16 protein-coding genes and 1 other annotated feature are annotated in these 14,913 nt (G+C 47.0%); of the genes, 2 read left to right on the plus strand and 14 right to left on the minus strand.

Features of this window, described 5'->3' with window-relative positions:
* Nucleotides 1–219: 219 nt before the first annotated feature.
* From AB4Z29_RS01700 to ilvB, 7 genes are all read right to left on the minus strand, one after another.
* Nucleotides 220–636, minus strand: coding sequence for a hypothetical protein (locus AB4Z29_RS01700; protein ID WP_441941427.1), 417 nt, complete (start codon nt 634–636; stop codon nt 220–222).
* A gap of 267 nt (nt 637–903) precedes the next feature.
* The gene (locus AB4Z29_RS01705; RefSeq protein WP_441941428.1) at nt 904–1,452 is read right to left on the minus strand and encodes a peroxiredoxin; all 549 of its coding nucleotides are present in this window, start codon (nt 1,450–1,452) and stop codon (nt 904–906) included.
* Nucleotides 1,453–1,598: 146 nt separating this feature from the next.
* Complete coding sequence (gene leuB, locus AB4Z29_RS01710; protein WP_441941429.1) at nt 1,599–2,678, minus strand: 3-isopropylmalate dehydrogenase; 1,080 nt, start codon at nt 2,676–2,678, stop codon at nt 1,599–1,601.
* Between the two features lie 315 nt (nt 2,679–2,993).
* A complete protein-coding gene (locus tag AB4Z29_RS01715) occupies nt 2,994–4,538 on the minus strand; it encodes a 2-isopropylmalate synthase (protein ID WP_183567563.1) in 1,545 nt (514 codons plus the stop codon).
* Nucleotides 4,539–4,661: 123 nt separating this feature from the next.
* Nucleotides 4,662–5,654, minus strand: coding sequence for a ketol-acid reductoisomerase (gene ilvC / locus AB4Z29_RS01720; RefSeq protein ID WP_183567566.1), 993 nt, complete (start codon nt 5,652–5,654; stop codon nt 4,662–4,664).
* A gap of 129 nt (nt 5,655–5,783) precedes the next feature.
* Nucleotides 5,784–6,269, minus strand: coding sequence for an acetolactate synthase small subunit (ilvN, locus tag AB4Z29_RS01725; RefSeq protein WP_183567569.1), 486 nt, complete (start codon nt 6,267–6,269; stop codon nt 5,784–5,786).
* A complete protein-coding gene (gene ilvB / locus AB4Z29_RS01730; RefSeq protein WP_441941430.1) occupies nt 6,266–8,011 on the minus strand; it encodes a biosynthetic-type acetolactate synthase large subunit in 1,746 nt (581 codons plus the stop codon). The genes ilvN and ilvB overlap by 4 nt, the downstream gene beginning before the upstream one ends.
* Nucleotides 8,012–8,577: 566 nt before the next feature.
* Between ilvB and AB4Z29_RS01735 the strand changes: the two genes are divergently transcribed.
* Complete coding sequence (locus AB4Z29_RS01735) at nt 8,578–9,030, plus strand: GNAT family N-acetyltransferase (RefSeq protein ID WP_441941431.1); 453 nt, start codon at nt 8,578–8,580, stop codon at nt 9,028–9,030.
* A 14-nt stretch (nt 9,031–9,044) separates the two neighbouring features.
* Here the strand turns inward: AB4Z29_RS01735 and AB4Z29_RS01740 are convergent, their stop codons facing one another.
* The 5 genes from AB4Z29_RS01740 to AB4Z29_RS01760 form a co-directional block, all read right to left on the minus strand.
* Nucleotides 9,045–9,392: a hypothetical protein gene (locus AB4Z29_RS01740; protein WP_441941432.1), complete on the minus strand. Its 348-nt coding sequence runs from the start codon at nt 9,390–9,392 to the stop codon at nt 9,045–9,047.
* Nucleotides 9,393–9,594: 202 nt separating this feature from the next.
* Nucleotides 9,595–9,954: a 50S ribosomal protein L20 gene (rplT, locus tag AB4Z29_RS01745; protein ID WP_054028358.1), complete on the minus strand. Its 360-nt coding sequence runs from the start codon at nt 9,952–9,954 to the stop codon at nt 9,595–9,597.
* Nucleotides 9,955–10,004: 50 nt separating this feature from the next.
* Nucleotides 10,005–10,202 (minus strand): 50S ribosomal protein L35, encoded by a 198-nt coding sequence (rpmI, locus tag AB4Z29_RS01750; RefSeq protein WP_053374531.1) that lies wholly within the window; start codon nt 10,200–10,202, stop codon nt 10,005–10,007.
* 34 nt (nt 10,203–10,236) lie between these two features.
* Nucleotides 10,237–10,734 (minus strand): translation initiation factor IF-3, encoded by a 498-nt coding sequence (infC, locus tag AB4Z29_RS01755; RefSeq protein ID WP_183567682.1) that lies wholly within the window; start codon nt 10,732–10,734, stop codon nt 10,237–10,239.
* 56 nt (nt 10,735–10,790) lie between these two features.
* Nucleotides 10,791–10,948, minus strand: a sequence feature (ribosomal protein L20 leader region).
* A gap of 103 nt (nt 10,949–11,051) precedes the next feature.
* Entirely contained in the window at nt 11,052–12,287 is a 1,236-nt protein-coding gene (locus tag AB4Z29_RS01760) for a glycosyltransferase family 2 protein (protein ID WP_183567581.1), read from the minus strand.
* Nucleotides 12,288–13,091: 804 nt separating this feature from the next.
* Between AB4Z29_RS01760 and AB4Z29_RS01765 the strand changes: the two genes are divergently transcribed.
* Entirely contained in the window at nt 13,092–13,664 is a 573-nt protein-coding gene (locus AB4Z29_RS01765) for a phosphatase PAP2 family protein (RefSeq protein WP_441941433.1), read from the plus strand.
* Here AB4Z29_RS01765 and trmB read toward each other — a convergent pair.
* Together trmB and AB4Z29_RS01775 are read right to left on the minus strand one after the other, a co-directional pair.
* Entirely contained in the window at nt 13,661–14,428 is a 768-nt protein-coding gene (gene trmB / locus AB4Z29_RS01770) for a tRNA (guanosine(46)-N7)-methyltransferase TrmB (protein WP_441941434.1), read from the minus strand. The two genes, AB4Z29_RS01765 and trmB, sit on opposite strands and share 4 nt — an antisense overlap.
* A gap of 172 nt (nt 14,429–14,600) precedes the next feature.
* Nucleotides 14,601–14,810: a hypothetical protein gene (locus AB4Z29_RS01775; RefSeq protein WP_441941435.1), complete on the minus strand. Its 210-nt coding sequence runs from the start codon at nt 14,808–14,810 to the stop codon at nt 14,601–14,603.
* Nucleotides 14,811–14,913 lie beyond the last annotated feature (103 nt).

The raw sequence follows: 14,913 nt of genomic DNA on the forward strand, positions 1-14,913 counted from the left end.
TAGTATGATTCGTTTCTGTCATTCCGGTTTCGGGGGGTACATTATGAGAACATCTTCATTTTTTTTAAAAACAAGAAGAAACGGCTTCGCCATCCTCTGCAAGAGGAGGGTATCCGTTTCTCGTAGAAATAGAAGGTTGCTTATCGCGTGAAACATAAAAAGTCTTATATTTTAATAAAAGCCTCCCAGAAGGAGGCTCACCATTCATGTTTAAAAAAACTAAACGGAAGTACGGCGTTGTCGCAGCTTATTCCTTCTGTTATTCAGCATCCCAAGACGCTTCTTAAGGGCAAGCTGCCATTCCGTATCCTCAATCTGCTTCGCAAAGCTTAGCAAATCAAGTGCCATATCAATTTGACTGTGAACGACATCCATCGGATCTTCATTCTCGTGATTCACGCAATTTTCAAGCAGCGCCATGCCCTCTTGCTCAACGTACTCTTGGAAATCAACCTCAGCAGCACCGTCGCCATGCGCATATTCAGCTAATATTTCATATTCGTTCTCGATTAAGTAATGAATATCTACACGGTGACATACTGGACAAAACACAATCGGTACATTGTGAATATGCGTCCGAAAATGCTTAAGCGTTCCCTTAGTCCCAATCATGCTAGCTCCACAGCAAAAGCTCATTGACGACCCCTCCTTAAAGGTTTGCGCAGCAAACCTACTTCGTAAGCATCAACTAAGGTTTGCGCAGCAAACCTACAGCAATATCAAGATTATCGTTTAAGTACGCTAACGTTTCATTCTTTTTGATCCTGTGGCTATTACCTTATTCGCCCCGCACTACGTAAATTCCTGCTTTTCAATGATAATATGTACCCGGCCATGCCTATAAATAAACAAAACCCGCGCCATCGCATGGCGCGGGTTTTGTTGTGACCGGTACGAAACGTATTATTTCGATACCAATGTTTGTTGACCTGGTTTCCAGTTGATTGGGCAAAGTCCGCCGGATTGCAAAGCTTGCAATACGCGAAGCGTCTCATCAACGCTGCGGCCTACGTTGTTATGGTTAACAACTTGGTATTGTACTTCGCCTTCTGGATTGATGATGAATAGACCGCGAAGCGCGATACCTTCTTCTTCAATTAGGACGCCGTAGTCACGAGCAACGCTTTTCGTGATGTCAGCTGCAAGCGGGAATTCAAGCTGGCCTAGTCCATTATCGTTAACCGGCGTGTTGATCCATGCGCGGTGGCTGTGTTTGCTATCAACGCTGACACCTAGAACTTCAGTGTCCAATTTTCTGAATTCAGCAGCTGCAAGGCTAAGAGCTGTGATTTCTGTTGGGCATACGAAAGTGAAATCTAGCGGGTAGAAGAACAATACCAACCATTTGCCTTTGTAATCTGCAAGTGATGCTGTACCAAAATCTTTACCGTCGCCTGTTGCTGTTTCCATCGAAAAATCTGGGGCCTGGCGGCCTACCAAACGCTCTGCCATTATAGAAAACCTCCTTGGACCTATCCATAAATTTTTATTATTTTTGTCACTTCATCTGTGTGACTTACCTAGTAAATAGTATCACTAGTCTAGAATGAAGTCAATATTATAATCAATATTTATTTGTAATAATTATAAACTGGAAGTTATTTTCTTAGAGCGGCTACGATCAAATCGCCCATCTCTGTCGTACCGATTGCAGTGCTTTTATCAACTGCGATATCACCAGTACGGTGGCCTGCATCAAGAACTTCTTTAACAGCCGCTTCAATTGCTGCAGCAGCCTCATGATAGCCAAATGTAAGGCGGAACATTAATGCTACGGATAGAATCGTCGCGATTGGATTAGAGATGCCTTGTCCAGCAATGTCAGGAGCGGAGCCGTGTACCGGCTCATACAAGCCGAAGCTTCCTTCGCCAAGCGAAGCGGATGAAAGCATGCCAATCGAGCCTGTAAGCATTGCTGCTTCGTCGCTTAGAATATCGCCGAACATATTTTCAGTCACGATTACATCGAAGCTTGACGGACGGCGAAGCAATTGCATCGCGCAGTTGTCTACAAGCACGTGCTCCAGCTCAACCTCTGGATATTCAGGGGCAATCCGGTTAACCACTTCACGCCATAGACGGGAAGTTTCCAGAACGTTTGCTTTATCAACGGAAGCTAGGCGCTTGCCGCGAGTCATTGCGATATCGAATGCTTGACGAACGATACGCTCGATTTCTTGCACATTGTACACGCAAGTATCAACAGCTTCTTCGCCGCCTGCACCTTCACGACGGAATTTCTCTCCGAAGTAGATACCGCCTGTCAATTCACGAACAACGATAAGATCCGTACCCTCAAGCACTTCTGGCTTCAACGTCGATGCTTCTTTCAAGCAATCGAACACTGTAGCTGGGCGGATATTGGAGAATAGGCCAAGCGCTTTGCGAATGCCGAGCAAGCCTGTTTCAGGACGAAGCTCTTTGGAGTTGTTGTCCCATTTCGGGCCGCCTACAGCTCCAAGCAGTACCGCGTCTGCTCCTTTACAAAGATCAAGCGTTTCTTGCGGAAGCGGCGTTCCTTTCTCGTCGATAGCGATTCCGCCGAATAAGCCATGCTCCGTTTCGAATTGGTAACCGTAAAGCTCTTCGGTTTTTTTAAGTACTTTAAGCGCTTCGCCAACAACCTCTGGACCGATACCGTCGCCGGCAATAACCGCGATTTTTTTAACTTCTGACATAATAAATGTAACACTCCTCTTTTTCATTTAACTTGTCCTTCATCGCACCCTGGGGACTCGGTGAACAACATGTTTCACTCATTCTCATTCTATTATCATTTGTACCACAAAAACGCTCTGATTACAAAGATATAAAATCTATTTACTCTATAGACTACGGCTATAAAGAAGCTAAAAACGTCCAACGTTCAACGGTTTCGGGGTGCTTAGCTTCATGTCGCAGGCATCATCTATTAGAAATGAAAATAGGACAGCCCCATTGGTCAGCTAGGACCCGGCGGGACTATCCTATTTCCTCATGCTATTCGTTTCACACTAAATTAAGCTCATTTTATCGCGGCGGCCTGGCGTTTTCCGTTTCTCGATAAGACGGTTAAGCGCGTCAATATAGGCACGCGCGCTCGCTTCAAGAATGTCCGTGCTCAAACCACGACCTTGGGCAGAAACATCGTTCTGCTTCAGTACCACATGAACCTCACCTTGCGCGTCCTTGCCTTGCGACACGGACTTGATCGAATAGTCTTCCAGCTCTACAATCTCTTGCGTAACTTTGTCAATCGCATTGTAGATCGCGTCCACAGATCCATTGCCTATTGCAATCTCCTCAACAACTTCGCCTTCTGCTTTGCGAATTCGAACGGAAGCGCTTGGAGTGGACTGATTGCCGTAGCTCACTTGGATCGTCTCCAGGCTGAATACCTCCGGTGTATCAATCAGCTTCTCCTCAAGCATCGCAAGAATATCCTCATCGCTGACCGTTTTCTTTCGATCCGCAAGATCCTTAAACTTAGCGAATGCTGCATTAACCGCATCGTCCTCAAGCTCGTAACCGAGATCGATTAGCTTCTCGCGGAACGCATGGCGGCCAGAGTGCTTGCCCAGCACAAGCTTCGATTCCTTCAGCCCGATTGTTTCAGGAGAAATAATCTCATAAGTCGTTTTCTCTTTCAGCATGCCATCCTGATGAATGCCGGACTCATGCGCGAAAGCATTGGCACCGACGATTGCTTTGTTGCCAGGCACGACCATGCCTGTCAGCTTGCTGACTAGTCGGCTTGTTTTAGCAATTTCCTTCAGGTTCAATGTCGTTTGCGCGCCGAAATAATCCGGACGCGTCGCAAGTGTCATCGCGATTTCTTCAATCGCGGTGTTGCCTGCTCGCTCGCCAATCCCATTGATTGTACCCTCGATTTGATCCGCGCCGTTTAGTATCGCTGCGAGAGAGTTGGCAGTCGCCATGCCAAGATCATCATGACAGTGGGCGCTCAGCTGGATTTTCTCGATATTCGGAACATTTTCCTTCAAGGTCTTGAAGATGTTGCCGAACTCAAGCGGATTCAAATAACCAACCGTATCTGGAATATTGACAACCGTAGCTCCCGCATTAATAGCCATCTCTACGACCTGGCATAGGAAATCCAGCTCCGTACGTCCGGCATCCTCTGCCGAGAATTCAACCTTGTCGAAATATTTCTTCGCATAGCGAATCGCACGCTCCGCCGTTTCCAGCACTTGATCCTTCTCCATGCGCAGCTTGTGCTTGCGGTGGATGGGACTTGTAGCAAGAAATACGTGAATGCAAGGATCCTGTGCACCAATAAGCGCTTCACGAACGGCGTCAATGTCTTGCTCGCGTGAACGGGAAAGACCGATGACCGTTGCGTTTTTGACCGCGCGAGCCACCGCGTTAACGGCAGCAAGATCACCAGGCGAAGCAGCTGGGAAACCGGCTTCCATACGATCTACGCCAAGGCGTTCAAGTTGAAGGGCGATCTCTACCTTTTCCTTCGTGTTCAGGTTCACACCAGGAGATTGCTCTCCGTCACGAAGCGTTGTATCGAAAACATAAATTTTCCGCATTTGTGCATGGCACCTCCGTGAACAGAATGATCCCGGCACGCGAATGGATTCGCCCTGCGCTGCGGATCCCGCAGCGCAAAGCGATCCGGCGAACCGGGATATGGTTGTTTCTTCTATCTGCTATTACTTCTTGATCCAGTGCATCAATTCGCGAAGCTGTGCGCCTGTTTGCTCGATAGGGTGAGCAGCTTCGTTACGGCGAGTAGCCGTAAGCATCGCGCGGTTGGATTGGTTCTCCAAGATGAAGTCGCGAGCGAAACGGCCGGATTGGATATCTTCCAATACGCGTTTCATTTCTTTTTTCGTTTCTTCTGTAACGATGCGAGGACCTGTTACATAATCGCCGTATTCAGCAGTATTGGAGATGGAATCGCGCATCGACGAGATTCCGCCTTCATACATCATGTCAACGATCAATTTAAGCTCGTGCAAGCACTCGAAGTAAGCCATTTCTGGAGCGTAGCCAGCTTCAACAAGCGTCTCGAAGCCTGCTTTAACAAGCGCAGAAGCGCCGCCGCAAAGAACCGCTTGCTCACCGAACAAATCTGTTTCTGTTTCTTCTTTGAAAGATGTTTCGATAACGCCTGCACGAGTACAGCCGATACCTTTAGCATATGCAAGGCCAATTGCTTTAGCATTGCCTGTTGCATCTTGCTCAATCGCGATAAGACCAGGAACGCCAAAACCTTCTTGGTACGTACGGCGAACCATGTGACCAGGAGATTTAGGAGCAACTAGGAATACGTCTGTATCAGCGTTCGGCACGATTTGGCCGTAATGAATGTTGAAGCCGTGTGAGAACATAAGAGCCGCGCCTTTTTTGAGGTTAGGAGCGATTTCTTCGCTGTATACTTTCGCTTGTGTTTCGTCAGGAAGCAAGATTTGAACAACGTCAGCTACTTTAGTCGCTTCTGCAACTGTAAGTACTTCAAAACCGTCTTTTTTAGCTACATCAGCTGATTTACCAGGACGAAGCCCGATAACAACTTTCAAGCCGCTGTCGCGAAGGTTTTGTGCTTGTGCGTGACCTTGGCTGCCGTAACCGATAACTGCGATTGTTTTGCCTTGTAGTACGCCTTGATCAGCGTCTTTTTCATAGTACATTGTAACTGCCATTTTAATAATTGCCTCCTTTAATTTAACCCTTTTGAGCGGGTGTTTAAGCAGAGAATGACCCATAAGCAGCGGTTCTCCCCTTAAACTCCCGCTCAAAATGGGATGTTGAAATGGGAATAAAAGTGGTTACTATTTCGCGTTGCCTCTGTTAAGCGCCGTTACGCCAGTGCGCGAAAGCTCGCGGATGCCGTAAGGCTTTAGCAGTTCAACCATAGCGTCGATTTTCTCGGTGTCGCCGACTACCTGTACCATAAGAGAATGCGTGCCAATATCGACAACCGCTGCACGGAACGTTTCAACGACTCCTAGAATTTCAGGTCTAGTAGACGGCTCTGCATTGACTTTAATCAGAGCAAGCTCACGAGCGACCATCGGATTGGAACTAAGATCAATGACCTTTATAACATCAATAAGCTTGTACAATTGCTTCGTGACTTGCTCGAGGGTATGGTCATCACCTGAAGTGACGATGACCATACGCGACAAGCCTGCTTCTTCGCTGGATCCTACCGTAATGCTTTCAATATTGAAGCCGCGGCGTCCGAACAAGCCGGAGACGCGCTGCAGAACACCAGGCTGATCGTTTACGATTACTGCGATCGTGTGTTTTTTCATTCCGCATCCCCCATGATCATTTCGTCGATGGTGCTTCCTTGTGCAACCATTGGGTACACGTTCTCTTCCTTGCGAACGACGAACTCCACAACGGCCGGACCAGGATGGCGGAGTGCTTCTTCCCAAGCAACCCGTGCTTCTTCCTTGTTCGTTGCACGGAAGCCTTTGACGCCATAAGCCTCGGAAAGCTTGACAAAATCCGGGCTGCCGGAAAGATCGATATGGCTATAGCGGTTATCGTAGATAAGCTCCTGCCATTGACGAACCATCCCGAGCACTTGGTTATTGATAATAGCCACTTTAACCGGAATGTTGTTAATTGCGCAAATCGCAAGCTCTTGCGCACACATTTGCATGCCGCCGTCGCCGTTGATAGAAACGACTACCCGATCCGGGTTAGCCATTTGAGCGCCGATCGCTGAAGGGAAGCCGAAGCCCATCGTTCCTAGCCCGCCAGACGTTACCCATGAACGCGGCTTATTGAACTTGTAATACTGCGCAGCCCACATTTGGTGCTGGCCAACGTCAGTCGTTACAATCGCATCGCCGTTCGTCGTTTCATGAATGAGCTCAACTACCCATTGCGGCTTAAGCTCTACCTCCGAATCCTGGTAGCTGAACGGATATTGCTCGCAGGATGCCTTAAGCTTGGCGCGCCAGTCATCCGCTTTGTCGGCGCGTTTAGCCAGCTTGTTGACGATTTCCAGCACGGTTTTTACGTCACCAACGATTGGTATGTCCGTCGGTACGTTTTTACCGATTTCCGCAGGATCGATATCGATATGAACAATCTTCGCTAACGGTGCGAAGCCCGAAAGCTTGCCGGTAACCCGGTCATCGAAGCGTGCGCCGATGTTAATAAGCAAATCCGCGCTTTGAATCGATTTGTTTGCCGTATAGGTTCCATGCATCCCCGGCATGCCCAGGAACAAGTCGTTGCCGCTTGGGAATGCGCCAAGTCCAAGCAACGTCGTCGTAATCGGAATTTGTGTTTTCGTTACGAACTCGAATAGTTGTTCGTGACCGCCAGAGTATACTACTCCGCCGCCAGCAAGAATAAGCGGGCGCTCTGCCTGTTCAATGGCTTTAATCAGCTTGTCGACTTGATTCTTGTTCGGCGATACGGTCGGGTTATACCCGCGGATGTTAACTTCCGTTGACGGCTTGAACAGCGTTTTGGCAGCAGAGATGTCTTTCGGTATGTCAATCAATACCGGACCTTTACGGCCCGTATTGGCAATATGGAATGCTTCATGAATAATGCGCGGCAGATCCTCAACGTCGCGCACCAAGTAGCTGTGCTTCGTAATTGGCATCGTGATTCCCGTGATATCCGCTTCCTGGAAAGCATCGCTACCGATCAAGCTGGATATGACATTACCCGTAATGACAACCATTGGCACGGAATCCATATAGGCTGTAGCAATTCCCGTAACGAGGTTTGTTGCCCCCGGTCCAGAGGTTGCGATACATACGCCTACTTTGCCGCTTGCACGGGCATAGCCGTCTGCAGCATGGATTGCGCCTTGTTCATGGCGTGTAAGCAAATGATTGAAGTCAGGATTACCGTGCATCGCGTCATAAATGTACAATACTGCTCCGCCTGGATATCCGAATACACAATCTACATCCTCAAGCAATAGACTTCTAAGCAAAATTTCCGAACCAGTTATGACTTCGGGCTTCGAAAGCCTTTCCTTCAATTCCTCTTTTGACTTCAGTGTTGCACCTTGCGTTACCATCAGTCATCCTCCTCTCAAAAAAAACAAAAAAACCTCTCGCTCCTCATGCTTCAAAAAGAAGCAACGAGGGACGAAAGGTATATCTTCCGTGGTACCACCCAAATTTGTTATACCTCTCTCGACGTATAACCTCCACAAGTAAGAACGTCGTGCACTTACGTTCATACTATTGGCACTTTAACGCTTGCCCTGCGATTTCCCCTATTAGGCAACAGCTTTCGTTGTTGCTTTTCAAGGAAACAGCTCCGAGGTGAGCTCGTAGAAAAGGGATTTTGGCGATGGTTGCAGCTGATCCATCCGCTCTCTGTTCAAAAGGGCCCTAAGCACTTCGTCCTCATCATTGCTGATTGTGTATGTACCACATGGCGTTACACCGGTACGTGGTAGATAAGACTTTCTTTATTATATGCCGTGAATCACCGTTCGTCAAGAACCATAAACAACTCTTCCCGCAAAATGTAGTCGGCGCATTCCAAGCCCGTTTCACATATAGTAGTGTAGCCCCCAAACGGCAAACTCATGCAGCGTTCACCGCCGCCCCCCGCTGCAGAAATGGAATGATGATAATGATCAGACTTTATGAGCCAAGGCTCGATGAGGCCGAAGTCGTTCGGCTTATAAAAGATGAGCTTATTCCTTTGTCCCATACGGTTCATCAGCACGATGCCCAAACCATTCGCGAGCTGCCGAAGCGGTTTCGCCGAGGTGTTACTTATGTAGCTTCTTTATCCAAAAAAAGCCCGCCAATCTCCTTCCTCCACTTCGAGGTAATGGGCGAGGTGCTTTATTTAGATATGATGGTCACCCATCCCGATCACCGAAACCGGCAATGGGGCAGAAAATTAATCGCGCAGAGCGAGGCTTACGGCAGATCCCAGAACTGCATCATTGCAAGACTGTTTGTGGACCAAATAAATGGCAAAGCCCATCAACTTTACAGTAAATTGGGTTACCAAACCGTCCGTTATTATCCTGAACTTCGCTGCTTTGAGATGCTCAAGCCGCTCACCCCGCTATGATCGACTAAATATTCTTAATACCCGTTATAACCTTGGTTCCCGTAACCATAACCTCCACCGCAACCGCATTGGTTGAAATTATTGTTACAGCATCCACCGCCGCCATAACCACCGCCGAAGCCACCACCAAACCCGCCGCCAAGGAATGGAAGCGTACCGATTGCCAGAAGATCAAACAATACAAGCGGCAGAATTGCTTTTGTCTGCACAACTTTCCCCTTGTCCTGCTTGAGCGGAGCAACGATTAGTTTATTTTGGTGAACCCGAACGAGCTTGCCTGTGACGACAGAGCCGTCTGGACGCACTGCATAGATGGATTTGCCGACCAGTTTCCGTACTTGTTGTTTGGAAACACTATTCATGCATAATCCCTCCTTTCCCTTTGTCCTATACCATATTCAAGGGAAGCAGCATCCGTCTGTTTGTTTGTCCTCTGCAACAATAAATGTACATTTCTTCATGTCGCGAATATCCAAGCACAAATAAGCTATCCGCATTATCAAAACAAAAAGGGCTGTCCAACCTCAATAAGTGAGTCGGACAGCCCTTATATGTGATTAACGCTTATGCGTTAATTTTTTCTTTCGCAATACCTGCAAGTGAGTTAAACGAAGTCATATCGTTAACAGCCAGGTCAGCAAGAATTTTGCGGTTAACTTCTACGCCCGCAAGCTTCAAGCCATGCATGAATTTGTTGTATGAAAGACCGTTAATGCGTGCTGCCGCATTAATACGAACGATCCACAGTCTGCGGATGTCACGTTTTTTGTTGCGACGGTCACGGTAAGCGTACATAAGGGACTTACCTACTTGCTCCTTCGCTGTTTTAAACAGGCGATGCTTCGAACCGAAATAACCTTTTGCTAGCTTTAGAATTCTTTTGCGACGACGAGTGCGGACAAAACCGCCTTTGACTCTTGCCATGAATGGAAACCTCCTGTAGGTTGAATTAGCTTATTTGTTGTTGCTTATGATTACAAGTTGGAAAGGCCTTGCTTCAAACGACGAACGTCGCCAGCAGCCATAAGCGGTTGGCCAGCAAGTACGCGTTTTTGACGACCGGATTTGTGTGAAAGCAAGTGGTTACGGTAAGCTTTGTAACGTTTTACTTTACCAGTTCCAGTAATTTTAAAGCGGTCTTTCAGACTGCTGTGTGTTTTCATCTTAGGCATATCAGTTATCCTCCTTAAAGTTCTTCATCAGTTGTTAGCTGTTGGTTTTGGGTGCCAAAATCATAATCATGCTCCGGCCTTCCAGCTTAGGAGCGCGCTCAACGCTGCATAATTCGGCAACCTCTTTCGAAAGACGATCCAAAATCTTCTGTCCTAGAGAAGCATGTGCAATCTCACGACCACGGAATCTTACGGATGCTTTCACTTTATCGCCTTCATTGAGGAATTTAACGACGTTCCGGAATTTCGTTTGGTAGTCGTTCTCGTCAATGTTAGCACGGAACCAAACTTCCTTAAGATCAACGATCTTTTGGTTTTTACGAGCTTCTTTTTCTTTCTTCTGCTGCTCATAACGGAACTTTCCGTAGTCCATGATCCGGCATACCGGCGGCTTAGCCGTCGGTGCGACGTTCACCAGGTCCAAATTAAGCTCAACAGCTAGCTGCATAGCATCGCGAATCGATTTGATACCGATCTGCTCGCCTTCAGCACCTACTAAACGTACTTCTCTGGCCCGGATCTCATCATTGATTTGATGTTCTCTGCTAATAACGTGCCACCTCCAAAATTGGTTGTTTCATGTCTCTACACAATAAAAAAATGCGGGTTCGCTCGAACCCGCATCTCATAACCGTACATGTATGTCAGAGCATCATTTCGTTAGAAATAATGGAATGACTAATCGATTATCGCGAACCAGCCAGCCTTAGCCGAAAGGTGAGAAGCGGGTGCTTCTGCTTGTGCGTCATTAAGTTAGTTGAAAATGTTACCGTGTTACTATACCATGGCCTACGAATCCATGTCAACAGCTGAGAATATGTTTTTGAACTGCGTTGCCGATCGTCAACGCTATTTGCTTTGTACTTCCTCAATTCGAACAACGCGTGTATGTTGTGTATGGCTCCACGTTTTGTTGTTCTGAGTAAAGAATGCGTAGAACGTAATCGGCCACCACGATATGAGGAAGAACGGCAATGTCAGCAGATGCGCATACATCTTCCACGATTTCACTCCTTCTAGCATGAGCGCTATCGGGAACTGAATAATTCCAGCAAAAGCAGCGATTCCTACCGTCCACCAAGGCAGATAGTTGTACAGCGAGTCTAGGTAGTTCGTGGATGGGATCGCGATATCAATCCACATCACCAGCGTCAGAATAAAACCAAGCAGCGTATTATATACGGAGATCGTGTAGATCGCCGAATCGAATTTCACGAAGTTGCGCTCCTTGATGCTTGCCCATAGAAGGGGGAAAAAGTAATTGCGGGCAACGTTGAAATGCCCCTGCATCCAGCGAAGGCGCTGCCTTGCCGAAGCCTTGAACGTGACCGGCTTCTCATCGTACACTTTTGCATCATAGTTCAAGATTGGATAAATGCCGCGCTGCACGCAGCGCATCGAGAATTCCAAATCCTCAACCAAGCTCGTTGCGCCCCAGCCCATATCTTTCAGCAGCGCAGATTCGAAGCACATGCCGGTTCCGCCAAGAAAATTACTCATCTTGAGGTTAGTCCTTGACAGCTGCCACAAACGATTGCAATACCAATAGGTAATGCCGTAAGCTGCAGTAACCCAAGAATCGTCAGGGTTCTTCGTATCCAAATAACCTTGAATGACTTGGTGGCCTTCGCACAAATCATCGTTCATCAGTTGCAGGAAGTCCGGATTCACCAGATTATCCGCATCGAACATGACAACCGCGTCATATTGACGGGGCATAGCCCATAGCTCCTTGAGCATCCATTCGATCGCATAGCCTTTGCCGCGAAGCAACTGGTTCGTTCTCTCGCATGCATGGACTCCCATACTGCGGCTAATATCTGCCGTGCCGTCTGTACAATTATCACAGATTACAAATATATCGTATAGCTCTTCAGGATAGTCCATTTTCTTCAAGTTTTCGATTAGCGCCCCGACCACTTGCTCTTCGTTATGCGCTGCGACAAGCACAGCGAACGATTTCTGCGCTGCGTGATGCTTTCGGCTTTTGTTTTTAATCATTCCAAAAATAGAAATACCGAACTGGTAAACCGCAAGTGAAGCCATTACGATTTGAAACGCGATAAAAATAACACTAAGAACCATGCGATACTGCCCCCTTGAGACCCCATTTTTTTGCTTTTTTTCAGCAATCACTCATAACTGCCGCAAGCTTTTTATTATATATTTTCTCTTTGAATGAGTGTTTCTCTGCAAACACTCTCGGACCTTTATTGATTCTCCACAGAAACATCTTCTTTGTCAAAAGTTGAATTTGTCTCCATTAGGCTTAATCTTGGCAGAAAAACGCTTGCATGGCATGCCAATGAACGCATTACCTCCTTTTACGACGACTCAGCCTTATTTTCAACCATTTACTGACTTTTTAGCACTAACGTCCTTATTTACGATGGAAGACATGAAAATGTTTCTTAAGTTTCGCTAACCTTATGTGACGAACAGGTGAACTAGACCTTCCCCGTTGACATGATTTGCAGTTTCGACAAGTTCTGCCGCAACGACCGAATATATGTCCATTACAGTTTTACCATCAACTGCACATTATTAAACAGCAAATAGCATCAATATTTGTATCTTTTATCTGGTACGTTTTTCCTAGTCATTCTGTTATGTGAATTACGGGCGTCGAGCTGGACACACAGACGTCCAATTAAATGCTATAATACTTACTTATCTTTAATAATGGGACAAGAAATAGTTTACGCTCGGCTTACAAAAACATGATAAAATTAAATTTATCCAAGCGTAATCGGCTGTTACCGTCCTCTGTGGCAAAAGCAGTCGTTTCGCGGAGATAGATAAGCACATTTATATGTGAAAACATATAAATTCTTATATATTAAAGAAAGTCACCATTTAAAGTAAGCCACCGTTAGGAGGATGACAGCGATGGAAAGAGTGATAGGCTGGCTGAAAACAAGTGAGCAAAAAGTGCTGATTTGGGCAAATCGGAGACCTTCTGGGGGGAAACGACAACGATTTTTGGGTACATGGTTAAGCACAGTCACACATATGGGCGGCGCTACCTTCACGCTCGCAACCGCCCTGCTATATGCAATACTCGCCCCTGCACCATGGAGCCTTACGGGCTGGCAATGCTTGACTGCGGTTATCATCAGCCACCTGCCTGTAGCCGTCGTAAAACGGAAATTCAAACGGCTTCGGCCTTACCAAGCGATGCCGGACGTCAATACCGGACATAATCCGTTAGTGGATTCTTCCTTTCCATCCGGCCATACCACCGCTATATTTGCATGGCTCGTCCCAATCCTGCTGACCAGCGGAGTCTGGTTAACCTTGCTAATACCCATAGCGCTTATAATAGGTGTTTCGGTGGGATGGTCAAGAATGTACTTAGGCCTGCATTATCCTTCAGATGTTGCAGCAGGCGCGCTAATCGGAACAGTGACCGCAATAGCCGTCAATTATTCATGGGTAGGCTCAGCTGTGGGGATCAATTAATTATTTTCTTCCTCGGAATCTTCAGCTTCCGCCTTGCTGGCTTCTGCTTCTTCCTTTAATGACTTCTCCTGCTTCGCTTCGCGATGCTTTTGGAGCGCCTCGGTGCCGATAACGGCTTCAACGCGATAAATGTTTTGCCCYTTTTCCATAAACTTCATTTCATACTCGGTAAACACAAGGTCCTCTCGGGGACCTTCTTTATGTAGATGGAGCGATATATTGCGCATAATGAGCTCCATCTCAGCAAAGCTATTCAAGGAAAACTCAAACAAGGACTGCGAGTCCGTCTTGAAATGAATTTCACCGCGCTCATTGAGCAGCTCGATATACTTGGCGACAAGTCTCGGGTGCGTAAGTCTCCGGCGGGCATGCTTGGCTTTCGGCCATGGATCACTGAAATTAAGATGAACGCGTTCGATTTCTCCAGGCGCGAACATCGTTTCGATGCCTTCGATATTTGCGCGAAGCAAGGCAAGATTCGGCGGATGAGACTCTCCTTTTTGTTCCCAGACAATCCGAGCCTTATCGCTCGCCCGACGCAGCAACTCGTCATACATATCAACGCCGATGAAGTTGATATGCGGATAGCGAACGCTCATTTGGCTAATAAAACGGCCTTTCCCCATTCCCAGCTCAACGTATATCGGCTGATCGTTTCCAAAAAACTCACGCCATTTTCCTTTGTGAGGCGCGGCATCAAGCACTACCAGCTCCGGCTGGCCCTCTAGACTTTCACGAATTCCTTTTCTTCCTCTTAAACGCATATGCAGTGATTCCTCCAATTATCGTAGACGATGCAACGAATAGACTATTCCTTATTGTGCCCAACAATCTAAACAATGTAAAGAGGTCTAAACAAACGAGCGTTTCATTGAAAAAAGCCGGCACCCGTTATCGGATGCTCGGCTTTATTGAGTTTCACTCGCTTAACCATGCTTAAGATAGAAGCTGGTAAGGAATCGGTCCATTCTCTTGCTGCTCGCGCTCGTAAGTATCGACCAGCACTTCGTTAAGTTTCTTCCGAGCAGAAATCTCTACGCCATGGTTATTGTGAAAACGGACACCCGTAAGTGCCATCAGTTCTTTTACAGTTAGCTCGACCGTTACTGTATCGTCGCCGCGCAAAATTTTGGATACATGATTCATCTCTAATCACCTCATCGATTTATTGTAAGAGTATTTCCATTTAATCGACGTTTCATGAATGCAGGTGCAATTGGGCTATGTCAGGTTTATTTGTTGTTATGTC

It is taken from the genome of Paenibacillus sp. 2TAB23 (assembly GCF_052115165.1).
Taxonomy (GTDB): Bacteria; Bacillota; Bacilli; order Paenibacillales; family Paenibacillaceae; genus Pristimantibacillus.

Excerpts from the sequence above, each read along its gene's own strand:
- AB4Z29_RS01700 (WP_441941427.1), bottom strand. The coding sequence starts at position 636 with ATGAGCTTTTGCTGTGGAGCTAGCATGATTGGGACTAAGGGAACGCTT.
- AB4Z29_RS01705 (WP_441941428.1), bottom strand. The coding sequence starts at position 1,452 with ATGGCAGAGCGTTTGGTAGGCCGCCAGGCCCCAGATTTTTCGATGGAA.
- leuB (WP_441941429.1), bottom strand. The coding sequence starts at position 2,678 with ATGTCAGAAGTTAAAAAAATCGCGGTTATTGCCGGCGACGGTATCGGT.
- AB4Z29_RS01715 (WP_183567563.1), bottom strand. The coding sequence starts at position 4,538 with ATGCGGAAAATTTATGTTTTCGATACAACGCTTCGTGACGGAGAGCAA.
- ilvC (WP_183567566.1), bottom strand. The coding sequence starts at position 5,654 with ATGGCAGTTACAATGTACTATGAAAAAGACGCTGATCAAGGCGTACTA.
- ilvN (WP_183567569.1), bottom strand. The coding sequence starts at position 6,269 with ATGAAAAAACACACGATCGCAGTAATCGTAAACGATCAGCCTGGTGTT.
- ilvB (WP_441941430.1), bottom strand. The coding sequence starts at position 8,011 with ATGGTAACGCAAGGTGCAACACTGAAGTCAAAAGAGGAATTGAAGGAA.
- AB4Z29_RS01735 (WP_441941431.1), top strand. The coding sequence starts at position 8,578 with ATGATCAGACTTTATGAGCCAAGGCTCGATGAGGCCGAAGTCGTTCGG.
- AB4Z29_RS01740 (WP_441941432.1), bottom strand. The coding sequence starts at position 9,392 with ATGAATAGTGTTTCCAAACAACAAGTACGGAAACTGGTCGGCAAATCC.
- rplT (WP_054028358.1), bottom strand. The coding sequence starts at position 9,954 with ATGGCAAGAGTCAAAGGCGGTTTTGTCCGCACTCGTCGTCGCAAAAGA.
- rpmI (WP_053374531.1), bottom strand. The coding sequence starts at position 10,202 with ATGCCTAAGATGAAAACACACAGCAGTCTGAAAGACCGCTTTAAAATT.
- AB4Z29_RS01760 (WP_183567581.1), bottom strand. The coding sequence starts at position 12,287 with ATGGTTCTTAGTGTTATTTTTATCGCGTTTCAAATCGTAATGGCTTCA.
- AB4Z29_RS01765 (WP_441941433.1), top strand. The coding sequence starts at position 13,092 with ATGGAAAGAGTGATAGGCTGGCTGAAAACAAGTGAGCAAAAAGTGCTG.
- AB4Z29_RS01775 (WP_441941435.1), bottom strand. The coding sequence starts at position 14,810 with ATGAATCATGTATCCAAAATTTTGCGCGGCGACGATACAGTAACGGTC.